Annotated in this window: 19 protein-coding genes and 6 tRNA genes; 4 read left to right on the top strand and 21 right to left on the bottom strand. The window is 38.7% G+C overall.

The window, feature by feature from the left end; genetic code table 11:
• Window positions 1–206 precede the first annotated feature (206 nt).
• The gene (gene tyrS, locus GCWU000282_RS00165; protein ID WP_035038843.1) at window positions 207–1,430 is read left to right on the top strand and encodes a tyrosine--tRNA ligase; all 1,224 of its coding nucleotides are present in this window, start codon (window positions 207–209) and stop codon (window positions 1,428–1,430) included.
• A gap of 181 nt (window positions 1,431–1,611) precedes the next feature.
• Here the strand turns inward: tyrS and GCWU000282_RS00160 are convergent, their stop codons facing one another.
• Window positions 1,612–2,487 (bottom strand): phosphoribosylaminoimidazolesuccinocarboxamide synthase, encoded by an 876-nt coding sequence (locus GCWU000282_RS00160; protein WP_084295310.1) that lies wholly within the window; start codon window positions 2,485–2,487, stop codon window positions 1,612–1,614.
• 382 nt (window positions 2,488–2,869) lie between these two features.
• Here GCWU000282_RS00160 and GCWU000282_RS00155 point away from each other — a divergent pair, with 382 nt between their 5' ends.
• From GCWU000282_RS00155 to GCWU000282_RS00145, 3 genes are read left to right on the top strand one after another with little or no spacing between them, the layout of a single operon-like run.
• Window positions 2,870–3,439 (top strand): restriction endonuclease, encoded by a 570-nt coding sequence (locus GCWU000282_RS00155; protein ID WP_023352937.1) that lies wholly within the window; start codon window positions 2,870–2,872, stop codon window positions 3,437–3,439.
• Between the two features lie 59 nt (window positions 3,440–3,498).
• Window positions 3,499–3,765: an AbrB/MazE/SpoVT family DNA-binding domain-containing protein gene (locus GCWU000282_RS00150; RefSeq protein ID WP_035038840.1), complete on the top strand. Its 267-nt coding sequence runs from the start codon at window positions 3,499–3,501 to the stop codon at window positions 3,763–3,765.
• Complete coding sequence (locus GCWU000282_RS00145) at window positions 3,759–4,094, top strand: type II toxin-antitoxin system PemK/MazF family toxin (RefSeq protein WP_023352935.1); 336 nt, start codon at window positions 3,759–3,761, stop codon at window positions 4,092–4,094. Before GCWU000282_RS00150 ends, GCWU000282_RS00145 begins: the two co-directional genes overlap by 7 nt.
• A 63-nt stretch (window positions 4,095–4,157) precedes the next feature.
• On the opposite strand, the gene GCWU000282_RS00140 is transcribed toward GCWU000282_RS00145, so the two are convergent.
• The 20 genes from GCWU000282_RS00140 to GCWU000282_RS16765 all read right to left on the bottom strand — a co-directional run.
• Entirely contained in the window at window positions 4,158–5,300 is a 1,143-nt protein-coding gene (locus tag GCWU000282_RS00140) for a YkvI family membrane protein (RefSeq protein ID WP_023352934.1), read from the bottom strand.
• Between the two features lie 208 nt (window positions 5,301–5,508).
• Window positions 5,509–6,828, bottom strand: a complete 1,320-nt coding sequence (grdF, locus tag GCWU000282_RS00130; RefSeq protein WP_084295309.1) for a sarcosine reductase complex component B subunit beta — start codon at window positions 6,826–6,828, stop codon at window positions 5,509–5,511.
• A gap of 23 nt (window positions 6,829–6,851) precedes the next feature.
• A complete protein-coding gene (grdG, locus tag GCWU000282_RS00125; RefSeq protein WP_023352931.1) occupies window positions 6,852–8,141 on the bottom strand; it encodes a sarcosine reductase complex component B subunit alpha in 1,290 nt (429 codons plus the stop codon).
• A 309-nt stretch (window positions 8,142–8,450) separates the two neighbouring features.
• A complete protein-coding gene (locus GCWU000282_RS00120; protein ID WP_023352930.1) occupies window positions 8,451–9,152 on the bottom strand; it encodes a TetR/AcrR family transcriptional regulator in 702 nt (233 codons plus the stop codon).
• Between the two features lie 15 nt (window positions 9,153–9,167).
• The gene (locus tag GCWU000282_RS00115; RefSeq protein WP_035039227.1) at window positions 9,168–9,557 is read right to left on the bottom strand and encodes a GrdX family protein; all 390 of its coding nucleotides are present in this window, start codon (window positions 9,555–9,557) and stop codon (window positions 9,168–9,170) included.
• A gap of 34 nt (window positions 9,558–9,591) precedes the next feature.
• Window positions 9,592–11,265, bottom strand: coding sequence for a formate--tetrahydrofolate ligase (locus GCWU000282_RS00110; protein ID WP_023352928.1), 1,674 nt, complete (start codon window positions 11,263–11,265; stop codon window positions 9,592–9,594).
• Window positions 11,266–11,383: 118 nt separating this feature from the next.
• The gene (locus GCWU000282_RS00105; protein WP_035038837.1) at window positions 11,384–14,563 is read right to left on the bottom strand and encodes a DNA translocase FtsK; all 3,180 of its coding nucleotides are present in this window, start codon (window positions 14,561–14,563) and stop codon (window positions 11,384–11,386) included.
• 232 nt (window positions 14,564–14,795) lie between these two features.
• Window positions 14,796–16,142: a phosphoglucosamine mutase gene (gene glmM / locus GCWU000282_RS00100; protein WP_023352926.1), complete on the bottom strand. Its 1,347-nt coding sequence runs from the start codon at window positions 16,140–16,142 to the stop codon at window positions 14,796–14,798.
• Between the two features lie 10 nt (window positions 16,143–16,152).
• Window positions 16,153–17,016: a YitT family protein gene (locus GCWU000282_RS00095; protein WP_035039224.1), complete on the bottom strand. Its 864-nt coding sequence runs from the start codon at window positions 17,014–17,016 to the stop codon at window positions 16,153–16,155.
• Between the two features lie 227 nt (window positions 17,017–17,243).
• Window positions 17,244–17,325 (bottom strand) — tRNA-Leu (locus GCWU000282_RS00090).
• Between the two features lies 1 nt (window position 17,326).
• Window positions 17,327–17,401: transfer RNA gene (locus GCWU000282_RS00085), tRNA-Gln, on the bottom strand.
• A 34-nt stretch (window positions 17,402–17,435) separates the two neighbouring features.
• A tRNA-His gene (locus GCWU000282_RS00080) sits at window positions 17,436–17,509 on the bottom strand.
• A gap of 26 nt (window positions 17,510–17,535) precedes the next feature.
• Window positions 17,536–17,609: transfer RNA gene (locus tag GCWU000282_RS00075), tRNA-Arg, on the bottom strand.
• A 29-nt stretch (window positions 17,610–17,638) separates the two neighbouring features.
• Window positions 17,639–17,709 (bottom strand) — tRNA-Gly (locus tag GCWU000282_RS00070).
• 47 nt (window positions 17,710–17,756) lie between these two features.
• Window positions 17,757–17,831: transfer RNA gene (locus GCWU000282_RS00065), tRNA-Pro, on the bottom strand.
• 117 nt (window positions 17,832–17,948) lie between these two features.
• On the bottom strand, window positions 17,949–18,632 hold the full coding sequence (locus tag GCWU000282_RS00060) for a ribonuclease H1 domain-containing protein (RefSeq protein WP_023352924.1): 684 nt from the start codon (window positions 18,630–18,632) through the stop codon (window positions 17,949–17,951).
• Window positions 18,633–18,707: 75 nt separating this feature from the next.
• Window positions 18,708–19,613 carry a TIGR01212 family radical SAM protein gene (locus tag GCWU000282_RS00055; RefSeq protein ID WP_023352923.1) on the bottom strand — a complete coding sequence of 302 codons (906 nt, stop codon included), beginning with the start codon at window positions 19,611–19,613 and terminating at the stop codon, window positions 18,708–18,710.
• On the bottom strand, window positions 19,603–21,768 hold the full coding sequence (locus GCWU000282_RS00050; RefSeq protein WP_023352922.1) for a DEAD/DEAH box helicase: 2,166 nt from the start codon (window positions 21,766–21,768) through the stop codon (window positions 19,603–19,605). The genes GCWU000282_RS00055 and GCWU000282_RS00050 overlap by 11 nt, the downstream gene beginning before the upstream one ends.
• On the bottom strand, window positions 21,765–23,093 hold the full coding sequence (locus tag GCWU000282_RS00045) for an ATP-binding protein (RefSeq protein WP_023352921.1): 1,329 nt from the start codon (window positions 23,091–23,093) through the stop codon (window positions 21,765–21,767). The genes GCWU000282_RS00050 and GCWU000282_RS00045 overlap by 4 nt, the downstream gene beginning before the upstream one ends.
• On the bottom strand, window positions 23,093–24,187 hold a 1,095-nt coding region (locus GCWU000282_RS16765), incomplete at its 5' end, for a tellurite resistance TerB C-terminal domain-containing protein (protein ID WP_035038831.1). The genes GCWU000282_RS16765 and GCWU000282_RS00045, both read right to left, overlap by 1 nt.

Genomic DNA, 24,187 nt, shown 5'->3' with positions numbered 1-24,187 from the left:
TACATATTACTGTTTGATAAATATTTTCGGTCTGTGGCTATAGAGGATATTACTAAACATCCGTAAAATGTCATAATTGGTGTTTTGTGGCTTGATTAGAATATTTCACAAGGTGTTTCGCGAATAATTTGGGTTAAATAATAATCTCGCCGTGGGATCACACTATGGTACCGCTCATTTATTTGAAATATACAAGGAGGAAAAGTATGACTGTTTATGAGGAACTTAAAGCAAGGGGGCTGATTGCCCAGGTAACTAACGAAGAAGAAATCAGCAAGATGGTAAATGAGGGCAAGGCTGTATTTTATATAGGCTTTGATCCTACCGCCGACAGCCTTCATGTAGGACATTTTATGGCACTCTGCCTTATGAAAAGGCTTCAGATGGCCGGCAACAAACCGATAGCTCTTATGGGCGGCGGTACCGGTATGATAGGTGACCCTTCCGGAAGAACCGATATGCGTACTATGATGACAAAGGAAACTATAGAGCATAACTGTAAATGCTTCAAAAAGCAGATGGAAAGATTCATAGATTTTGGTGAAGGCAAGGCTATTATGGTAAATAATGCCGACTGGCTTCTTGACCTTAACTATATTGAATTTTTAAGAGATATAGGTCCGCATTTCTCCGTAAACAGGATGCTTGCCGCAGAGTGCTACAAACAGCGTATGGAGAAGGGGCTCAGCTTCTTAGAGTTTAACTATATGCTTATGCAGGGCTTTGACTTCTATATGTTATATCAGAAATACGGCTGTAATATGGAATTTGGCGGTGATGACCAGTGGAGTAATATGCTCGCAGGTACCGAGCTTATAAGAAGAAAGCTGGGAAAAGATGCTCATGCTATGACTATTACTCTTCTGCTCAATTCAGAGGGCAAGAAGATGGGCAAGACCGCAAACGGCGCTGTATGGCTTGATCCTGAAAAGACCACACCTTATGACTTCTACCAGTACTGGAGAAATGTGGATGACGGTGATGTAATCAAATGCCTCAAGCTTCTTACCTTCCTTCCTATAGAAGAAATACTTGCAATGGAAGCCTGGGAAGGTGCTAAGCTCAATGAAGCAAAGGAGATACTCGCTTTCGAGCTTACCAAGCTGGTACATGGCGAAGAGGAAGCAAATAAGGCTCAGTCTGCCGCCAAGGCTTTGTTTGCAGGCGGAGGAAGTCTTGAAAATATGCCTTCTTTCACTATAAGTATGGAAGATGCCAGAGACGGAGTCTTTGATATAATTACCCTGCTTCACAAGTCGAGGCTTGTGGCTACCCGCTCAGAGGGCAGACGTGCTGTTGAACAAGGAGGTGTAGTTGTAAATGATGAGAAGGTAACTGACTTTGCAGCTACTTTTAAGCCTGAAGAGTTACAAGGCGAAGGTCTTATTGTAAGAAAGGGTAAGAAAAAGTTTTGTAAGGTTACCCTCTAAATAAATGATTTTAGGTCTGCAACTATGTGATGTTATTAACAAACATCCGTAAAATATCGTAATTGTAGTCTTTGGCTTGATTGCGATATTTCACAACATGTTTCGAGAATAATTTGGCATATTTTATAAATGAAGGGACTGAGATAACGTCAGTCCCTTCATATTATATACGGTATCTTATTTATTTTCTGAAATCTTCTCCTGTGAGTAACTTAAACGCTTCCTTATATTTCTCTATGGTTTTTTCTATTACCTCATCAGGAAGCAGATAATCGCTGTCCGGGTTAGCCTTGAGCCAGTCTCTTACAAACTGCTTATCATAAGAAGGCTGTCCTGCTCCTACCTTAAAGCCTTCAAGCGGCCAGAATCTGGAGCTGTCAGGTGTAAGCATCTCATCTCCTATTACAATATTGTCATTTTCATCAAGACCGAACTCGAACTTGGTATCTGCTATTATAATTCCCTTAGAAAGAGCATAATCAGCACATTTTTTATACAGAGCTATGGTAGCTTCTTTAAGCTTTAGGGCATACTCTTCTCCCTTACCCGGAAATTCCTTTTCAAGCACTTCTATACTCTGCTCATAAGAAATATTTTCATCATGAAGCCCTATCTCCGCCTTTGTACTCGGAGTATATATAGGCTCAGGCAGTTTTTCGGATTCACTGAGTCCCTCCGGAAGCTTAATACCGCAAACTGTACCGTTTTCTTTGTAGCTTGCCCAGCCGCTTCCCGTAATGTAGCCACGGACAATACATTCAAGAGGAAGCATACGAAGCTTCTTCACCTTCATACTGTTTCCCGTAAACTCAGGCTTTCTAAAAAACTCAGGCATATCATTTACATCTACACTTAACATATGGTTAGGAAGAATATCCTTTGTAAAATCAAACCAGAATTTTGACATCTGAGTAAGAATGGCACCCTTATCTGATATCTTATTCTTTAATATGTGGTCAAATGCTGATATTCTGTCAGTAGCAACCATAATCAGGCTGTCACCTATATCATAAACTTCTCTTATCTTTCCTTCTTTAACAGGAGTGTATTCCTTCATAATCTTCCTTCCTTTCATAAGCAGGCATTTATAAATCGCTATGATTATACTATATCACTTATAAATAGAAATATCTATATGAACAATTATAATATTTAATCCTAATACTTTTTATCACTTCTAATAAAAGGTAAAAAGCTATATCTACGTATCCGTCACAGTGCTATTTCTCAGAGATTTTTTATTATTTACTGTTAATCTGTTCAATTTTAGTGTATTATATGATGTGGAATGATATACTATAAGTTAATCCAAATTATTCGCAAAACATCCAGCCGCGGTCAAGACCGAAAGCAGTTATCCTACTGTACTATGCGTAACAAGAGGCCTGTAACCCATGACGTGAATAATTGAATATTAATGATTATAAGAGGAACATAAAATGAATAACAACAAACCCACTATTAAATTTGAACTTGCTTTTTTTCTTTTTGCAGCCATCCTACTTGTTTTAATCGGAATCAGGTTTGGAGAGCTATCTCCTTTTAATATAGGAATCTGCGTTCTCCTTCTCATACTTGCTCCTATTTTAACTAAAATACTCGGAAAAAAATATGGGACAGAAGCAACTGCTCAGAATAAGCTGGAAAAGATAGAGGCTATTTCAGAAGAAGAGCTTACCTCAAAAATAATATCTCTATATACAAGTCGCGGCTTTGCCTTAGAACCTTACGAGTCGGAATTTCCCGGAAGTCATTATGTCTGTGTGAGGGAAGGTACCAGAAACGGAGAAGCCTTCACAGAGAGGGGTGCCATACTTGTAATATGCACTGATGAACTTATAGATATAGAAGCTTTTGATAATTTCAGGGTTGAAATGAAGCAAAGAGCCTGTACACAGGGTATGATAATAACAACCTCCAGATTCTCACCCGAGGTTATAGATGCCTCAAAGGAAGCTTTGATTACACTGTGGAACAGGGAAAATCTAAGGGATAATTTGAATCTATAGTTTTGACACTTGACACAAAGGATATACATGGTATATCCTTTTTATATGGAGGTGAATTTATGGAAAATGTTATGCAAGAATATACCACCCTCTCACAATGGGGTAACTCAAAAGCAACCAGAATACCGACAAGTATTTTAAAGTTATTAGACATTGATGTTAATCAGAAGTTTTCTGTTTCTGTCAAAGACAGGTCGATTGTTTTGACACCCGAAAGTCAAAAACCTGACAGTATTCAAGACTTGTTTGCAGGTTGGGAAGATGACGGAGTACGTCATCAGGAAGCTGACTGGGGAGAATCAAAAGGAGAAGAATTGCAATGGTAGTTTCACAAGGCGATATTTTCTATGTGGATTTTAATCCCAGTATCGGGCATGAACAAAAGCACAGGCGGCCTGCCATTGCTCTCAGTCATGATTTAGTGGCCAAGTTTGGTGGTTTAACTATAGTTGCTCCAATCTCAACAACAGAACGGAACTATCCAACCTATCATACTTTAACAAGCACAAAGATAGTAAAGGGTAAGATTATGCTTGATCAGACCATAGCCTTAGACTTAAAAGCACGTGGAGTAACGAAGATTGAAGAATCATTGAATAAAACAGAGCTCAAAGAGATTATAAATAAATACAAGCTCTTGTTTGATTTGATTTAACTAAAACAGCACAATAAAGAAAGCCCTGTCACGATAAATGACAAGGCTTTCTTTTGGTTTCAATTAGGCATTCTTTTTCTTAAGGAAGGTATCTTTGATATTCTTCCATACCATGAATATAATAAGTACTGCTCCTACATAACCATTTAATACGTAAATATAATTTACAAGAATCTTAAACGGAAGGAAAAGTCCTACTACCAAACCAACTACCGCAAGTACTACGGTAAGTATCTTAAACTGGCTTGTACCCTCTTTAGCAAATCTTGAAGCAGGATTGTAAAGAAGAGGTACTGCTGTTGTATAAATACCTGCAAATACCACTATCGCAAATATTGATGAAAATGGTTTCCAAATTTTCATAGCAAGAATGAGGTTTGGAATAGCTGCATTCCATACAAAAACGCTGCCATCTGCACTAGGTGTATTGATATTTGCAATCTGTGCAAAAGAAACAAGGATGATTGCTATACAAATCGCAAGAGTACCACCAATGATACCATAGTTTAAGTTTTTCTTTGTATTCTTTGAACCGAGAGCAGCTGTAAAGCTTGCGAACCAAAGAAGAACGAAACCTGCATATGAAAGACCTGAAGCAAGCCAGGTAGCACCTGCATTTTTAATGGTCTCACCTTCTTTTGCTCCTTCATAGGTACTGTTTGCAATAACATCCAGACCTGCCTGAATCTGACCGCCATCTCTGATAACAGTTATAATACCGATAGCTATACAAAGTACAACTATAATAGGACCAACTATACCGATAGCATCTACAAGTGAGTTAAGTCCACCTAAAACTGTAACGGTTGCAGTAACAACCAAAACTACTGCGCCAACCCAAAGAGGAAGATCATATTCCTGATTAAGAGTTGAAGCTGCACCGCCTACCATTACCCAGAATGACATATAACAGAATATTGTTGAATAGTAATCACAGAAAGTACCTACATATTTTCCGCAGTAATACTTATAAATATCATTCGACTTTTCAAACTTTTCTTCAGCACCGGCTTTTGCAAAGTTAAAATTGTAATAAAGGAAGGCTACAAAAAACACAAGCAAAGCCAAAAGTCCTTTAACACCATACGCTGTATAGTACTGAATAATCTCCTGTCCGGTTGCAAAACCTGAACCTATGGTAAATGCTATAATAGCACCGGCAAGAATTATAACTCTTTTCCAACTTACTGCATTATCCTGTCCCATATATATTACCCCACTATATTATTATTTACATATCTTCATTTTGATACATAGTACCATCAAACCCCATCCACTCCTCAAACTATCACAGCTGGGACTGAAACTGTCTGCAGGCCAAAATACGGATAATCGGATTTGATTAAAAATACTGCCCGGATCCTCACTATAAGCTTTATACATATAAAGATACGGGCAGTTATTGTTGCTTTAATTAGAAGTTATCAGTCTCAAATACAGTCTGCTCTGAAACAGGAGTCTGTAATGTTTTAAGAGCTCTTCTAACCATTTTTTCACGAATCTTCTTAGAATCAGCCTCTCCCTGTGTAGGATCTCCAAGAGGATAAGGAATACCAACACCAGGAATGATTCTGTTAGCACCTATTGTAAGTGAAATAGGAACTACAGTAGCCATATGTACTACAGGGATACCATATCTTTCGATAGCTTTAACCATCGTTGCACCGCAACGTGTACAGGTGCCTCACGTGCTGACAAGAATTACAGCATCTACATGGTCATCAACAAGAATCTTACCAATTTCAGTTCCCATCTTTGCAGCAGAACCTGTAGCTGTACCGGTACCGGTTGTGGTAAAGAAAGTATTGTAAAGCTCGCCGAATTCTCCGGCTGCTTCTAACTCTCTGAGTACATCAAGAGGTACTACAAGGTTAGGATTCTCCATAACGAACTGTCTGTCATATCCACCATGGATAGTTGTGAAATCCTTTGGTGAAAGTGTTTTCATTCCTTCGATTGAATATGCACCAAACTTAGTAGCGTTTGATGACTCGATATGATCAGGGTTACCCTGTGGGACAATACCACCTGAAGTAACAATAGCAATCTTAGCCTTCTTAATATCTGCAACAGGTGCAGCAGGATCTACTCTGTCAAACTTAGGCATAGGAAGATCTGTAGTAAACTCCTCGCCCTTCATCTTCTTAACAAGCATCTTTATAGCTCTTGCAGAACCTCTTTCATCTGCAAAGTAGTTAACTCGAATACCTCTCTCATGATAACCTTCTTCAGCAGGTCCTAAAATCTCTTCTCCTGTAGCAAGTTTCTTGATAAGAGTAGCAATATTACCTACAGACTTCTTCATAGTAGCAGCAGAGTTACCTGTCTTAACTGTGATAATGTCCTTACGGAACATATCAACACCGGGATTTTCTTCATAAGAAGCTGTAATAACCTTGCAGCCGAGTCTTTCTTCAACTGCCTTACAGATAGTACCGCAGGCAACACCGTAACGTCCTGCGTTAAATGATGGTCCTGCTACAAATACATCAGGATTGTATTTCTTAACCATTTCAACTATTGTATCAGTTGCTGTATCAAGATTTTCTCCGAAATAGTTATCACCGCAGATTACTGTTGCAACTATCTCATAGTCATCACCAAGTTCAGCTTTAAGAGCCACACCAGGTCCGATAACCTCTTCTCTTACTTCCGGCTGAAAGTCAGCTTTGTCTTCACCGCCGATGCCGGCAAAGAACTGGTTTATATAATGTACAATTTTATACTTTGCCATCTCATTTCCCTCCTTAAGTTTAATTAATAGCCTCTTGCTGCCAGTTTGTTAAAGCCGTTAGCAATAGTTGATGCAATGATAATCTGAATCTCGGCTTCGAATGAACCGTCAGGATTAACGCAACCTGCCCATCCACCGATCTGATTCTCGATATAATCCATTGTTCCGATTATCTTATCCATCTTAGGGAACTGTAATGTCATATTTCCCTGTCCGCAAGAAGCAAGTGCATTAGCCTCTTCGCAAACGTCCGCAAGAGACTGGCTCTTTCCGTCTTTTCCAGGGAATTCGTCTGTAATAAGAACTACGTCAACGCCCTTTCTCTGAACTTTCTTGCAGTTCATCATAAGGTCTGTATCAGGGTTACCGTAACCCTCTTCTGTTATAAGCACACCGTCAAGTCCCATCCACTCAGCGAGCTTGGCAACCATATCAGAATGTCTTTCCTTATCAGCAAGGAATACGTTCTCATTGGTTAAGATAACGCCCATGAAGTTGATGTCTTTTCCGTGATGCTTGAAGCAGTCTTCAATAACAGGATTGTGGAAATGATGATATGTTGTAACCTTATCACAAGGAGCAACACAGTTACCGGAAACGATAGCACCATCCATAATTTCCTGTGGATACATAAATGTAGGAACGAACTGTTTAGCATCCACTCCGTAGTAATATGTATCGTGAAGAAGTCCCTGTGACTGAAGCATATGCACGTAGCCAACCTTTGGAAGATCAGGATACATAGCAGCCTGCTCAAATATAGGTTTTGTTTCAAAAGTCTCAAGTGTATCAGGCTCTACTTCTCTTCCGGCCTCACCAAGATAGGTAGCAACCTTAAGACCTGCCATACGGCCTGCTTTTTCATATACGTGAGTCTCAAGACCTTCCTGTGGCTCGATAATAACACAGAGGTTAACTGTCTTTGAGAATGGGCAGTAATCAGCAGCAACGCCGCTCATATCGATTACACCTTCCTGGAAACCAACAATCTTACCTACGGTTACTACGCAGCAACCATCAAGAGCGTGAGTTCTTCCTTCACCAACAGTAGGACTAACCTTACCTACAACGCCAGGGAATATATTTCCGCCGCCGCTTACTTTAACTCTTGGCTCAATAACGTCCTTAACAGGTGTGATTCTTGTGCTCTCTCCCGGTCTTGCGATATCAAGTCTGCAGCCCTTAAGCTTGTCATCTTCAAGCACAAGCTTCTCTACTTCTTCTTTGTTGACATAGAGAACATGATCTTTCACATATGTCTTGTCCGCGAACTGGATATCATCAATCTTGATTTTTCCTAGTTCCAATTTCATAAGTAAATCCCTCCTTATTTTTTTGTAATCACGATAATAAATTTATTAAAAAAAATAAATACCATCATATATAAATCTTTATCGCGATAACTTTTTCTTAAAAAAATAATTTTTAAGAGCTAAAGCCATCAAATATGTAATCCTGATAACTTTTTTACACAACAATGATACACAATTTTAATATTTTTTTCAATATTTTTTTTGCAGATTTATATATTTTTGTCATTTTAAACTAAGTGCCCCTTCGGAAACTGCATAATTCCGAAGGGGTACTAATAGGTTTTTGTGCATATTTTACAATAAATAAACTTATTTATTGATTCTGTCTATAACTGACCTGTAGTTTTTATAGCCTTTCATATCCAATGCCAATGCCTTTACTGTCAACTCACAATCATTTACATAATCCCAGACATACTTGTTAATAGTATCTTCATCTGTTATTCCTTTATCTAAAATAGTTTTCAGATATCCCTTATACATCATACAAACTACCCTGTTTAGAATTACAGCATTTTCATAGGTTATAGCATTTTCTCTTATACATAATTTACACATCTCAAAATCTCGTTCATGGAACTCCGGCATCTTAAGCATCGCCTGAAATGAAGTCGAAGATTCATTGATTTCTTCCGGAAACAAATTATAATACTCTCCTATTGCTGCACTGAGAGTAGTCTCATAATTATTGAAAAACAATAAATTGTAAGCTACAGGCTTTCTAAATGCTTCCATACAGTAACAATACCATACTCCGACATACTTTTCCCATACATTCTGCCATATCTTTTCTGCTGCATTAAGTGATAAAATATAGTCTTTTAGTTCCCCAAGCTGTGCATAATAAATGAGTTCATCAAGATTTGAGAAATATCTGTACAGATTGGCGGATGAGCATCCCATTTCTGCTGCCAATTTCCTTATTGAAACTGAATAAATCCCATCCCTCTTTATAAGTTCATTTGCCTTAACTATGTAGTCTTTCCTGCTAAGTCCTTTAAAATAATCCATTTCTGTTTGCTCCTTTTAGCATATCCTCGGTATAACATTTTCTATAACCGAAAGATCTATAGTTTTAAAATCATTTGCAACTTTCTCCGGATAACTCTCAGGACTCTTTGCTATATTCTGCCACTGCCTAAAGGTTTCTACACATTTTTCTATGAGCATAATATCCTCTGTATTATCTTCGCCTTCTTTAGGATAGATGATAACAGAGCGGTATAAGGTCTGGTTCGGTTTCAGACTTGAAGCCTGAGGGTGTGTAAGCAGCTTATGCCCTGTATACACCATATCTCTGGTCTTTATCATTACCTCTTCATAATTTTTGCACATAATACATTTAATTGTGTCTCCGAATTTTGCCACAACCTTATCATTATTGGTAAGCAAGATTGCTTTTTCTATTTCCCACATCTTAAACAACTCCTTATATTTATACTTAAAATCTTTAGAACAGCCCAACTATATCTCCGTTATCATCTACATCTATAGAGAACGCTGCAGGAGTCTTAGGCAGACCCGGCATAGTCATTATACTTCCTGTAAGTGCAACCACAAAGCCTGCTCCGGCAGATACATAAGCCTCTCTTACCGTAACCCTGAATCCCTTAGGTCTTCCTAAAAGACTTGCATTGTCAGAAAGAGAATACTGAGTTTTTGCCATACATACAGGGAAACTGCCAAAACCCAGTTCTTCTATTTTCTTAATAGCCTTGTCTGCCGCAGGAGAAAAATCTGCTCCGTCCGCTCCGTAAATTCTGGTACAGATTGCTTCGATTTTTTCTTTAATAGAAAGCTCGTCACTATATATAGGCGCATAATTTGATTCTTTGGTTTCAATAGTATTAATTACCTTTTTGGCAAGTTCTTCTCCGCCAAGTCCCCCCTTTTCCCAAACTTCCGCAAGTTCAAAGTCACAGCCTCTTTCCTCGCAGAAAGACTTTACAAATCCAAGCTCCGCCTCTGTATCCGATACAAATTTATTAAGGGTAACCACAACCGGAACACCGTATTGCTTCAGATTTTCAATATGCTTTTCAAGATTTACTATACCTTTTTTAAGAGCTTCCATATTTTCATTTCCAAGCTCTTTTTTATCTGCTCCGCCATTGTACTTAAGAGCCCTGATTGTAGCCACAAGCACTACTGCTGCCGGCTTTAACCCGGCCATACGGCATTTAATATCAAAAAACTTCTCTGCTCCGAGATCGGCCCCAAAACCTGCCTCAGTAATTACATAGTCAGCAAGCTTAAGTGCGGTTTTAGTTGCCCTTACCGAGTTACAGCCATGTGCAATATTGGCAAAAGGACCTCCATGCACTATGGCAGGACTGTTTTCAAGAGTCTGAATAAGATTTGGCTTAATTGCATCTTTAAGCAGAGCCGCCATAGAGCCAACTGCATTTAAGTCGCCCGCTGTAACAGGTTTACCTTCAAAATTATAAGCCACTACTATTCTTGCAAGCCTTTCTTTAAGGTCTTTCATATCATCCGCAAGGCAGAGTACAGCCATAATCTCAGAAGCTACGGTAATTACAAAATGATCCTCTCTTACCACTCCGTCAGCGGCCGCTCCAAGCCCCACAACCACATTTCTGAGTATCCTGTCATTCATATCAAGGCAGCGCTTCCACACTATCTGATTGGTATCTATACCAAGTGTATTTCCCTGTTTGATATGGTTGTCAAGAAGGGCAGAAAGCAAGTTGTTTGCAGAAGTAATGGCATGGAAATCTCCCGTAAAGTGAAGATTTAAATCTTCCATCGGTACTACCTGTGCATAACCGCCTCCTGCCGCTCCTCCTTTTATGCCAAAACAAGGTCCGAGTGAAGGCTCTCTGAGGGCTATAACAGCTTTCTTCCCCAGTCTGTTAAATGCCTCTCCGAGACCGACAGTTACTGTTGTCTTTCCTTCGCCCGCAGGGGTCGGATTGATAGCGGTAACAAGAATAAGCTTGCCATCCTCATTATTCTTAATTCTGTCCCAAAGCTCATCTGAAAGTTTTGCTTTGTATTTTCCGTATAATTCAAGCTCATCAGAAGTTATTCCAAGCTTTGCGGCAACTTCTCCGATAGGCTTCATAACAGCTTCTTTTGCAATTTCAATATCTGTTTTATACATATTATCCCCCTTATTGTGGTTATTGTAAGCAAATAATAGCAATACTTCTTATAAATGTTAGTCACTGCTTATAATAACTAACAAACAGTTTCTTTGTCAAACATTATTAAGAAATTATTTATTCTCCATGCCTTGCTGCTATAAAGTCCTCGAAGTCCTCTTTACTCATAAGTATCTTACGCGGTTTGGTTCCGTCTTCCTCGCCGACAACCCCCGCCTCCGCAAGCTGATCCATAATGCGCGCAGCCCTGTTAAATCCTATTCTGTAAACTCTTTGGAGCATTCCTATAGATGCCTTATCCTTATCTATAATCAGCCTTCCTGCCTGATCAAAGTATTCGTCATAAGCATCATCTTCTGAAGATGCGGAATTTCCTTCTTTAACATTTTCCGTCTGTGTAACCGCATTGACCTGCTCTGTAATATCAGATGCCTTGTGCGCCGGATCATTATTGGATTTGATAAATTCCACAACAGCGAATACTTCACTGTCTGAAATAAAAGCTCCCTGCACTCTCACAGGTTTTGGATAGCCTGATGGGAAGAAGAGCATATCTCCCTTTCCTAACAGTTTTTCTGCACCCGCTCCGTCAAGTATGGTTCTTGAATCTACCTGAGAAGATACTGCAAATGCTACCCTTGAAGGCACATTGGCTTTTATAAGCCCTGTAATTACATTTACACTCGGACGCTGGGTTGCTATTACCAGATGTATACCTGCTGCCCTTGCAAGCTGTGCCAGACGGCAAATTGATTCTTCCACTTCCTTGGAAGAAACCATCATAAGATCCGCAAGCTCGTCCACTATAATAACTATCTGAGGCATCCATTCAGGTGATTCTTTTGCAACCTTTTTGTTAAAGCCTTTTATCTCTCTTACTCCCTTTTCCGCAAAAAGGTCATAGCGCCTTTTCATTTCCACAACCGCCCAGTTAAGAGCCGCCGCAGCCTTCTTCGGATCAGTCACCACCGGAAGCATAAGGTGAGGTATACCGTTATATACTGAAAGTTCCACCACCTTTGGATCAACCATTATAAGTTTAACTTCATTTGGCTTAGCCTTGTAAAGTATGCTCATAATCAAGGTATTGATACATACGGACTTACCGGAGCCCGTTGCTCCCGCTATAAGAAGGTGAGGCATCTTGGCTATATCCGATATCATGGTCTGTCCGCCTATATCCTTACCTACCGCAAAAACCAGCTTTGACTGATGCTCATCAAAAGCCTTATTCTCAATTAAATCTCTGAAATGCACCATAAGATTTTTCTTATTAGGCACTTCTATACCTACCGCTGCCTTACCCGGAATCGGAGCTTCTATACGTATGTCTGCCGCAGCCAGATTAAGCTTAATGTCATCTGTAAGCGCTGTTATCCTGCTTACCTTAACCCCCTGCTCCGGCTGCAGCTCATACCTCGTTACCGTAGGCCCGCAGCTTACATCAGTTACCTTTACATTTACTCCGAAAGCTGCTAAGGTTTCCTGAAGTTTTCTTGCTGTCTCATGCAACTCCTCATCACTTATTCCCTCTTCATCACCACTTGCTTTGCTAAGCAGAGATTTAGGCGGGAATATATAAGGTTTTGGTGGTTCAGGCGGATTAACTAAAGGTATCTCAGGTATAAGCGGTTCAATATCATCATATTTCTTATTATGAGCTCCCATATTATCCCGTCTTTCAGATATACCTGTTATATCCGTAGAAGTCTGCACTCCTAGGGTGACACTGTCTCCGAAGGATGATTCAAGAGCCTTATTACCGATGATGGTCTTCTTTTCAAGCAGTCTTTCTTTTTCAATTTCAAGAATTGATTTCTGAGACTTGTCTTCTTCGATCTCCTCGCCATTATCATCTTCATCAGAAAAATCCTCATCGAATTCTTCTTCATCCAAGAGATCCTCATATTCATTGATATCATCATCAAACGAAATATCTTCTGCCTGCTCATTTTCAATAACAGTCTTATAATTTTCCGTTTCCGGGAAATAATCGCCTTCATAATTTTCGCTTTCAGACTGCCGTAAATTTTCCTTTGGCTCCGGATTTTCTTCTGAAACCACATCATTTGAAATACTATCAGATATTATTTCATCGGAATTATTATTATTTTCTTCATTTCCTATATTTTTTTCATTACCGAATTTACTTTCAATTTCTTTCAAGTAAAATGGTTCTTCTTCCTTTTCACCGTCTTTTATATCATCATTAGCCCTATGTATAAGAAAAGACAGCTGTTCCTTTTCAGCCTTGCTTATCTCTTTTAATTCAACCTCTTTGTTTATATCTTTTATTGCATCAAGCGGAATATTATCCCGCGTTTCTTCTTCAGCCTTTACTTCAATCTTATCAGCTTCATTCCGGTTATCGTCATCATCCTTTACTATGTTCTCAACATTTGGTCCGGACTTCACTCTATTTTCAATATTAGCCTTAATTCTTTCCTGAATAAGCTCTTCTGACAAGGCTCTCTTTCTGTCCATTTCCTCCTGCCTGAGTCTTTCATCCTCCAGAGCTCTGGCTTCTCTTAACTTCTCTCTCTCTATCCTTCTTATTTCTCTTAACTCTCTTCTTCTGGCTATCTTTTCATCTGCCTTAGCCCTTGCATCAAGCATAGCCTCATTTTTATATTCGGCTAAGGTCTCTTTTGTTTCATTAACCCTGTCATTTATTGCAGAAGTTATCATTTTCCCTGTTAAATATATAACAAGAATAATAATAATCGCTGCAAGTATAATATAAGCTCCAACCTGTGCAAGTCCGACATTTAATACTTTTGCCAAAGCCCCGCCAAGGAAGCCGCCACCGTTTTTATTTTCGGCGGACATAGTATACAACGAATTCCAGGCAGTATTTCTTAAATCTCCGTAAGAAATCAGTTCAAATATTCCTCCGAAGGCTAAGAGTAAGGCTGCTGCCGCCAATACTTTATTTCTGATTTTTCTGCTGCCTACATTGGCTAACAAAAATATAGATGCAAAAAAAACATAGATTGGAAAAATCCATGTAATCACACCTATCATTCCAAATATAATTCTGTTCAATCCTTCTCCGACCGGTCCGACCAGATGAAAATTGGATAATAAAAGCACTATCGAAACTACGGATATCAATATAAAAATTAATTCATATTTATTTTCGTTCCAAAAACCTCCCCTGTCTTCAACTACCTGTCTTTTATTACTGCTTTTTTTAGATGCGGTTTTTTTCCTTGTTGCCCTTTGGGATGATTTTGTTTTATTTGTACTTCCTTTATTATTTCTGCTTGCTGTTTTTTTTCTTTTATTCCCTGCCATTTCAACCTCTCTGTTTAAACATAAAAAGCGTGTGCCCGCACACACTTTGCGCGCGAGCGGTGCCGCAAGGCAAACTTCCCTACCGAAAGCTGCGCATCCCTCGGAGAGATTTTTGTTTAATATGAAATTTCGAAAAAATTTCCTATTAAACAAGAAACAGTTACCACCGCTAGGGGCATAACTGTTTCAATGATATATCAATTTTAAAGTTTTTTCAATGGTATAGAATTTTTTACTCTAAAACATAGCCCTTTGCCTTAATTACTTCAATAATTCTATCAGCAGTTTCCTTACATTTTTCATCTGATTTGGCTTCCACCATAACCCTTATAAGAGGCTCAGTACCGCTTTTTCTCAAAAGCACCCTGCCATCCCCGTTAAGTCCGGCTTCTGCCTCCTCATTAGCCTTAAGTACGTCACCGTCATTCATAACAAGCTCTTTATCCGAAACCCTGAGATTTATAAGCAACTGCGGATAAACCTTAAAGCCTTCAGCCAGTTCGGATATTTTACGTTTGCTGTCAATCATAGCATCCATAAGCTTCAAAGAAGTTAAAACGCCATCTCCCGTTGTTGCATATTTACTGAAAATAATATGTCCCGACTGTTCGCCTCCGAGGGAGTAGTCGTTTGCCACCATATTTTCACTTACGTATTTATCGCCTACATCAGTCTTTTCATAATCTATTCCAAGCTTGTCAAAAGCCTTATACAGCCCCATATTGGACATTACAGTCGTTACAACAGTATCAGAGTTTAATTCACCCTTATTTTTAAGATAGTTACCGCAGATATAAAGGATGGCATCCCCGTCTATAAGATTGCCGTTTTCATCAACTGCCATACATCTGTCAGCATCTCCGTCATAAGCAAAACCTATATCAAGCTTATTGGCTTTTACAAAGTCCTGAAGTTTTTCTATATGTGTAGAACCGCAGTCTGTATTTATATTGGTTCCGTCAGGCTCAGCATTTATAACATAAGTTTTAGCTCCCAAAGCATTAAATACCGCAGTTGCAATCTGGTGGGCAGAACCGTTGGCACAGTCAAGACCGACTCTTATACCCTTAAATGATTTGGTTGGAAGGGATATCAGATAGCCAAGATATCTGTTTCTTCCCAATACATAGTCTACAGTCCTTCCGATATTTTCACCCGTTGCAAGCGGAAGATCATCCGCTTCCCTGTCAATATACTCTTCTATCAGGTTCTCAACTTCCGCTTCAAGTTTATATCCATTTCCGTTTATAATTTTAATACCGTTATCATAGAATGGATTGTGGCTTGCAGAGATCATAATTCCACAGTCAAATTCCTCTGTTCTTGCCACATAAGACACACTTGGGGTGCTGGTTACGTGCAGAAGATAAGCATCTGCTCCGCTTGCAGTAAGTCCTGCCGCAAGTGCATATTCAAACATATAACTAGACCTTCTTGTATCCTTACCGATTACAATCTTAGCCTTATGATCCTTACCGTAATAATGTCCCAAAAATCTTCCGACCTTAAAAGCATGGTTTACAGTCAAACCAACATTTGCTTCACCTCTGAAGCCGTCCGTACCAAAATATTTTCCCATCAATTCCCTCCTATATTCTCATAAATCCTTTGCCGACAATTTCACTGGTACTTGTAATTATAATAAAAGCTGTGGGTTCTGTTTCCCTGAGAAAATTTCTTAAAAGAACTGCCTGCCTCCTGTTGACAACAGTGAGTATCATAAATTTATGCTGTCCCGTATATGCTCCCTTTGCATCCACAACAGTCGCAGAACGGTTAAGTTCTTTTCCGATAAAGTCTATAATTGGTTTCGTATCGTTACATACAATATTAATATACTTACATAGGTTAATATTCTCAATAACATTGTCAATCACAAGAGCTTTTACGCCAAGACCAAGCATAGACATAAGTCCTGTCCTTACACCGTATATAGGGAAGGTAAGTGCTGCCAATATACAGTCTGCCGACATAAGCGCATTGCCTATATTCATAGATGTATATTTCTTAAGAAGAACCGCCAATATGTCAGTTCCTCCCGATGAAGCACCTATATTAAATAAAATAGCACTTCCCACCGCAGGAAGGAAAATAGCATACACAAGCTCCATTATAGTTTCATTTGTAACCGGACCTTTTAATGGCACAAGATACTCAAGTCCCTGCAAAGAAAACGACATCAGAAGTGAACAATATACTGTCTTTATACCAAACTCTTTTCCTAAAAATATAAATCCGATTATCAACAACAAAATGTTGAAGATAACAACTATATTACCTTTTGTTAAAAAGCCTATAGTATATTTAGATAAAATAACAGCTATACCTGTGGCTCCTCCGAAAGAAAAGTTGTTAGGAAATTTAAAAAAGTAAATTCCTATTACCATAATCTCAATACCTATGGTCATCAGCCAAAATTCTTTCAGACTAAACTTTTTCACAAAACTCTTCATTACAAGCTCTCCCATTTGCAAGCAATTCTCTTGATATAGATAAACGTATCATAAAAAAGTGTGTGCTTGCACACACTTCGCGCGCGAGCGGTGCCGTAAGGCAAACTTCTCTGCCGCGAGCTGCGCATCCCTCGGAGAGCTTTTTACATAATAGGAAATTTCTCCGAAATTTCCTATTATGTAAAAAAACCGAACTTCATGCAACTTGCAATAAAGTTCGGTCAGTCTGCGGATAACAGGAGTTGAACCTGCACGGGGGTTCCCACCAGAACCTAAATCTGGCGCGTCTGCCAATTCCGCCATATCCGCATGGCTGGGCTAGCCGGATTCGAACCGTCGATGCGGGAGTCAAAGTCCCGTGCCTTAACCGCTTGGCTATAGCCCAAAAAATACAAAGACTTTCGCCTTTGCATTAGGAGGGTGGGTAGAGGGACTCGAACCCTCGGTATCCAGAACCACAATCTGGCGCGTTAACCAACTACACTATACCCACCATATATATTATCCGACTAGCATAAGTGTACCGAAAGGGATTCGAACCCCCGACACACGGCTTAGAAGGCCGTTGCTCTATCCAACTGAGCTATCGGTACAAACCCATTTTAGCAATAGCCAAAATGAAAGCGGGTGATGGGAATCGAACCCACGTATCCAGCTTGGAAGGCTGGTGTTCTACCATTGAACCACACCCGCAAGAAAAAAATATTTATTTATGCTTATTTACAAAACTTAGAAACAAGTCGGGGTGACAGGATTCGAACCTGCGACCCCTTGATCCCAAATCAAGTACTCTAGCCAAACTGAGCCACACCCCGAAATTTCTTAAGTGTTTTGCAATCAAGCAAGGAATAGTATACATGAATTAACTCATTATGTCAATACTTTTTTAATATTTTTATTGTTTTTCTTTAATATATTTTTCATTATTTTGTCTATACAATTCCAACTGCCTTTTTGGCGAGGTTATCGGCTATATCATTGTATGTATCTCCAGAATGACCTTTTACCTTAACAAAGTATACCCTAAGCCTGTCCTTTATACTGTCATAGAATTCTTTATATGCTACGGTTCCTGCTTTATTTGTCTTCCACTCTCCCAGACACCAGCTTGCTATCCCCTGATAGTCATGATAAATGCTTATTGACTTATATCCATTATCCAGAGCATAACGCATGGCAAGCTCGGAAGCCTTAATCTCTCCCGCCACATTACGCATAGAAGCAAGTTCTTCATCTTCATAAGCTTCTGAGATTTCGGCAATAACCTCTCCGTCTTTAAGAATCACACAGCCACAGCCAAAGACTTTACCCTTAAGAAAGCTTCCATCTACATAGGCAGTTATTTCACTGACACATTCTTCCTCTTCATCTATAATGCCCTTTCTTTTGTTTCCTTCTTTCTTTTCTAAGCAGCTTGCCACTGTCCTTTCATTTGTCCCGGCTTCATAAAAAGAAGCCTCCCCTGCCTTCATAAAGTCTTCCGCATCTTTCTTTTCTTCAAACCCCTTAAATACAGCTCCTTTATAGCCTGTAACCTGAGCCTTGCAGTCCTCCCAGTTAGTGTATATACCGGGGATTTTCCCGATTCTTACCGCATAATAATTCTTTTTTGCCATCATTACTCTCCACAACAATTTATTCTAAACAGGTTTGCTTCTTCTATTCATAGTGCATCCCAGTATCATATTATACTATCTTTCTGCTGCCCTTATCGCTTTATTTATAGTATTTAATACCACTTTCTTATCTGCGCTCCACATAGGCTCTACAAGAAGCCTCTTATCTCCGTCTCCCGTCATCCTGTGTATTAAGGTGGTTTCATGAAGAATTTTAAGACAGTTCACAAGGATTTCGGTGTATTCTTCAAGGCTTAATATCTTAAAAGGCTTTGCCTTATATTCTTTTTCAAGCCTCGTATTTTTTAATATATGAAGCAAATGCAGCTTAATCCCGTCTAATTCAGGCTTAAGTGAGGCCAGATATTTTACGGTTTCATACATATCTTCAGCACTCTCATTCGGCAAACCCAAAATCACATGTACTATAACTTCAATCCCCCTTTTTTTCAGCTCATAATAAGTTTTTTCAAACACCTTTAATTCATAACCCCTGTTGAAAGCCTTAGCTGTAACTTCATTTATTGTCTGTAAACCAAGCTCAATCCAGACAGGTTTTATATTATTCAGTTCTTCAAGTAAATCAAGCATCTCTTCTTCAAGGCAGTCAGGTCTGGTGCCTATAGAAAGAGCTGCAATCTCCTTTCTTTGTATCGCAGTTCTGAATATTGGCTCCAGCCTGTCTACATCTCCGTAGGTATTTGTAAATGACTGAAAATAGGCTATATACTTCTTGTCTTCTTCTCTTATGTCTTTGGTAAACTTGTGCTTTACTTTTTCTTTAGCCTCTTCTATCTGCAAATCTATGTCTTTTACCTTAGAGGCAAATTCTCCCGAACCGCCTTCCGAACAAAAGCTGCAGCCTCCCCTGCCTGCCTTTCCGTCTCTGTTTGGACAGGAACAGCCTGTTGACAGGGATAGTCTATATACCTTTGTACCAAACCTTTCTTTACAATAGTCTGATAAAGTTCTAATTTGCATAAGGATATTTCCTCATTTCCTCCTTCATTTCCTCTATGTCCGTATATCTGTCAATATACTGCTTTTTAAGCAGATTGTCCGGAATAAAATCATTGTATTTCCCCACAGGCTTGGCACTTGCAGGTACTATATAATCAGCTTCCGTAACCTCATTTTTTCTTATATAAGCAAGTGTATTTACAAGTTCTTCTTTTGTTACATTTTTGACAATTAAAAATGGCCAATAATTTTCTACAAACTTTCTTTCAGGAAGTAATTTATTTAAAATAAAATCAACCGAATTTAAGGCTCTTGTTCCTAACCACAGTGCCACTCCGAAGGTATCGGGTGATATCTCAAAAATTTCTTTTTTGGCAAGCCCTGCTCCCTTTATTATAAGTCTTATCTCAGAAAGCCTTGTTTTTGCTCCTTCCCCCAAGTAAGGATAATCAGCATCTGAGATAATTATTTCCTTCATCTTTTTAAGCACCATGGTATGCTCAATTACCTCTCCTGTTCCGTCCCATACCGTAGGCGGCTTTCCCTTGGCTTTTTCTACGTAAATTGTCTTATTTTCCTTGTCTGTTTCCGTAACAAGCCAGGTCTTTCCTCCGAGCACAAAGGTGGTATCCGGCTGCATCAGCCTTGTAAGCGTGCCTATCTCATGTGAACCTTCTCTTACAGAATATTCCACATCCGACTCGAATACCGAATAAAAATCATAGTGATTTACTATCTTCTCTCCCTCTAAACCTATTATCAGACCACCTGTTTCTGTCTTTTCTATTTGCCCTGTTTTAAGCATAAAACAGAGCAATTCTCTATAATCTTCCTTTGAAATATGTGAAAATACATATTCACTTAATAGATTTTGTGCCAAAAGATCAGGCTTTATTTCCCCTCTACCATACAAATAACTCATAGTCTGATGATATAGGATGCCGAACGGATAATTCTCAGGAAGTACAGGCTCTATACGGTTTTCCCTGTATAACTCAATTAATGCTATACATTTTACAAAACTCCAATTAACAAGTTTGTAAAATTCAGAGGATTCACTCTGCTTATCTTCATCAAACAAAAAGCACATCTCAGAAACACCGCTTCTGCGCCCGCTTCTTCCAAGTCTTTGCGAAAGGCTTGCAACAGACTTCGGACAACCAACCTGAACTATTCTTTCCAGGTCCCCAAGGTCTATACCCAGTTCAAGAGTAACTGTAGCTCCTGCCACAAGGGGCATATTGGACAGCCTCATCTGTTCCTCCACATATTCTCTGTCAGAAGCCGATATGCTGCCATGATGTACCATAAATACATCAGGTTCACCTTTTTTTGACGCTATGTCTTTTAAATTAACAATATTTCTTTCCACCTCTGCTCTTGAATTGGAAAATATAATACTTTTTTTGCCTCTTGTCAGGTTATACAGGCTTTCAAAAAACAGATTTTCATTTTTATGTTTTTCATCCTGTAAGGGAAATTCATAAAAATGCTCTGCCATTACCATTGCTTTTCGCTTTTTGATACCTGTTTCAGGTGTAACGCATAATCTGCCTGTTCCACCGCTTAACCATTTTTCAGTACCTTCTATATCTCCTAAGGTTGCAGAAAGCCCTATCCTTCTCGGAACTATACCGGTAAGCTTTGACAGTCTTTCAAGCAGGGATATCAGCTGTGTGCCCCTCTCTTCGCCTATGAAATTATGTACCTCGTCAATAATAATATATCTTAAATCCGAAAATAGTTTAACCGCCTGCTCTTTTCTCTTCATTATCATAGCTTCGAGAGATTCGGGCGTAGTTTGAAGTATTCCCGAAGGATTTTTGAGCAGCCTGTTCTTCATATTAACCGAAACATCCCCATGCCATTTTGTTACAGGAATGTAAGCTTCTTCAAGCAATTCTTCTATACGTGAAAACTGGTCATTAATAAGAGCCTTAAGCGGAGCAATATACAAAACTCCCACACTTTTGGAAGGCTTATTATAAAGTTTTGTAATCACAGGTAAAAAGGCGGCCTCAGTTTTTCCTGAAGCAGTCGGTGTGGCTATAAGAAGATTATGGTCAGTATTAAAAATGATATCACAGGCTGCAACCTGAATTTCTCTTAACTCTTCCCAGCCGTTTCTGTATATATAGTCTTGTACAAACGGAGCAAGTTTTTCAAATGTACTCATATTTCAAACCCTTTAAACTCGCTTTTTATTTCTTCTTCATTCTCCGACACTTCAGCATACTTAAAATTATCTCCTCCAAGTATACTTTCAAGTGTTTTATCAGGATTTTGTATCAGAATATTAAGTATCTCTATAAAATCCCTTATTATCTCACGAGGTGTTATATTCTGCCCTGCTCCTACCCTTCCCAGTTCAGTTTTTATAAAATACTGTAGGGTTTCGGAACTGAGCTTTGTTTCATACTTGTACACCTGAGCATGGATTTTTTCAAGCTTACAGATAAGAAAATACAACTCCTCCGGGGTAAGAGGCTTCAACCTGATTATTGGAGATAATAAATCTCTAGTATTCCCGTCTGCAAATCTGCTGCTCTCAAGTCTTGACCTAAGTGCCTCATAACTGAATATACCACGTCTTGTATCCTCTACGCACTGAGGGGTTCCACACATAATCACACCCAGATGTTTTGCTTTTCCCTGCATTATATCATTATATATTGTTAAAATTTTCTCATAATTATTCTGTCTTGATATGGAGTGCGGAATTTTAAAAAGATTGACCAGTTCATCAATCATCATTATCATCCCCTTGTAGCCTGCCTTAACTACAAACATAGAAAATAACTTGATATACTCATACCAGTCATCATCATTTATAATAACACCGACTCCGAGCTCATTTTTTGCTTCTGTTTTGGTAGAATACTCCCCCCTAAGCCACTTTAACACCTTACTTTTAAGGTCATCATCTTCATTAACAACTGCTCTCCAGTACAAGGAAATTATCCTTGCAAAATCAAAGCCATGGACTATGCTTTCAAGTTCATTTACTATCTGATGTATCTTTATTTCAACAAGACTGTTAAGCTTTTCACTGTCTGCAGTAATTGAATTTTCGGTCATCACCTCGGTTTTAAGAGCATTTACCCATTTACTGAGTAACAGGCTCAATGCTCCTCCATCAGGAGAGGTAAGAGTGGATAAATTTTTCATAAGTTCTTTGTAGGTAGCAAGTCCGTCACCCTTATTGCCCACAAGTCTGCGTTCAGGTGAAAGGTCTGCATCTACCACTACAAAGCCTCTTTCCATGGCATAATTACGTATAGTCTGTAAAAGGAAGCTTTTTCCCGCGCCATACTTACCGACTACAAAGCGAAATGAAGCCCCACCCTCTGAAATCATCTCTATATCATTTAATAATGCATCTATCTCATCTTTTCTGCCCACTGTTATATAGCCAAGTCCGGTACGTGGCACTACTCCGCCCTTAAGTGAATTTAGCAAAGTATTTGCTATCCGCATCGGAATCTTATCTGTCACACTCATTATCTTCCTCCAAGCACTTCTTTTACTTCGTCAAAATACTCCTCATATATATGAGGTTCACCTGAAATATACTCAATCAGATTGTCTCCTGTTATTTCAAGTGATTTTTCATTTATTTCTTCTACCAACAGCTCATAATTGCTCCCTAAACCCTCTTCTTTTACAAGATTTAAGAGCAGAGCCTGACCTTCATTTGACAAAAGTCTGAAAACCTTTGCAAAACCGGATAGTTCTGTAGCGACTTCATCAGTTTTTCTCTCTTCAACCTTTTCATCCACTGACTTTGCCATATCATTTGATTTATTTTCATTAAAACTTTCAGCTTCGGCCGGTTCTTCCTCTAGAATAAGCTTCTTAGCTGTTTCTATATGAGCTATTTCAATCTCTTTAAGCTTACTCATATCTATCTCAACAGACTTAATAATTTCTATTTTACCGTTTTTAATAACTATATTAGACTGCTTAAGATATTTAGATATTGACTGTATAATAATATCCTCAAAGTTGTCCTCATACAAAGTCTCAAGCATTTTCCGCTTCCATATACTTAAATCAGAAAAATCTCCGCTTACAGAATACCACCTGTAATTTCTTGTATTCTCAAAGAAACATTTTTCTACGGCTTTAATTGCAGGTGGCTGTAAACTCTTTTTACTTCCAAAAAGCTTCCTTAAATTAACTTCCATAAGCTTAAGTATATATCCTACAACAACTCTGTACTTTGATATATCAGGAGATTCTATTCTGTATTTTCTACCATTATATTTAAATGTTTCTATCTCATCAAGTTCAACTACAGTGTCATAGCAGTAAACCGGCGAATGAATTGTCCCTCTGAAAAAAGAATGTATTTCATCCCTTTTTTTAGCCAAAAAAAGTTTTCTAAAATCAGTTCCTGATTCCTTAAAATACTTTGAAATCTCATTAAGTACAAAGCAGGCACATTTTTCAATTATCTCTTTATTTCCTGATTTATAAAATTGTCCCTCAGTTATTTTAAAAGAAGAAAATAACTCAACTGCTCTTAAATTTTCCCATTTAAATGTCAATGCAGAAGAAAATTGTCGTATATCAAACTCATGATAAGTAAACAG

This window comes from Catonella morbi ATCC 51271, from assembly GCF_000160035.2.
GTDB lineage: Bacteria > Bacillota > Clostridia > Lachnospirales > Lachnospiraceae > Catonella > Catonella morbi.
This window is presented reverse-complemented; position numbering and strand designations above follow the sequence as displayed.

Bases quoted from the DNA above. Each gene is read 5' to 3' on its own strand.
- GCWU000282_RS00060 (WP_023352924.1), bottom strand. From the start codon at position 18,632: ATGGCAAAAAAGAATTATTATGCGGTAAGAATCGGGAAAATCCCCGGT.
- GCWU000282_RS00140 (WP_023352934.1), bottom strand. From the start codon at position 5,300: ATGGGACAGGATAATGCAGTAAGTTGGAAAAGAGTTATAATTCTTGCC.
- grdG (WP_023352931.1), bottom strand. From the start codon at position 8,141: ATGAAATTGGAACTAGGAAAAATCAAGATTGATGATATCCAGTTCGCG.
- GCWU000282_RS00150 (WP_035038840.1), top strand. From the start codon at position 3,499: ATGGAAAATGTTATGCAAGAATATACCACCCTCTCACAATGGGGTAAC.
- GCWU000282_RS00120 (WP_023352930.1), bottom strand. From the start codon at position 9,152: ATGGATTATTTTAAAGGACTTAGCAGGAAAGACTACATAGTTAAGGCA.
- glmM (WP_023352926.1), bottom strand. From the start codon at position 16,142: ATGGGAAAATATTTTGGTACGGACGGCTTCAGAGGTGAAGCAAATGTT.
- GCWU000282_RS00115 (WP_035039227.1), bottom strand. From the start codon at position 9,557: ATGTGGGAAATAGAAAAAGCAATCTTGCTTACCAATAATGATAAGGTT.
- GCWU000282_RS00045 (WP_023352921.1), bottom strand. From the start codon at position 23,093: ATGAGTGTGACAGATAAGATTCCGATGCGGATAGCAAATACTTTGCTA.
- GCWU000282_RS00160 (WP_084295310.1), bottom strand. From the start codon at position 2,487: ATGAAGGAATACACTCCTGTTAAAGAAGGAAAGATAAGAGAAGTTTAT.
- GCWU000282_RS00155 (WP_023352937.1), top strand. From the start codon at position 2,870: ATGAATAACAACAAACCCACTATTAAATTTGAACTTGCTTTTTTTCTT.
- GCWU000282_RS00110 (WP_023352928.1), bottom strand. From the start codon at position 11,265: ATGTATAAAACAGATATTGAAATTGCAAAAGAAGCTGTTATGAAGCCT.
- tyrS (WP_035038843.1), top strand. From the start codon at position 207: ATGACTGTTTATGAGGAACTTAAAGCAAGGGGGCTGATTGCCCAGGTA.
- GCWU000282_RS00145 (WP_023352935.1), top strand. From the start codon at position 3,759: ATGGTAGTTTCACAAGGCGATATTTTCTATGTGGATTTTAATCCCAGT.
- GCWU000282_RS00055 (WP_023352923.1), bottom strand. From the start codon at position 19,613: ATGCAAATTAGAACTTTATCAGACTATTGTAAAGAAAGGTTTGGTACA.
- GCWU000282_RS00050 (WP_023352922.1), bottom strand. From the start codon at position 21,768: ATGAGTACATTTGAAAAACTTGCTCCGTTTGTACAAGACTATATATAC.
- GCWU000282_RS00105 (WP_035038837.1), bottom strand. From the start codon at position 14,563: ATGGCAGGGAATAAAAGAAAAAAAACAGCAAGCAGAAATAATAAAGGA.
- GCWU000282_RS00095 (WP_035039224.1), bottom strand. From the start codon at position 17,016: ATGAAGAGTTTTGTGAAAAAGTTTAGTCTGAAAGAATTTTGGCTGATG.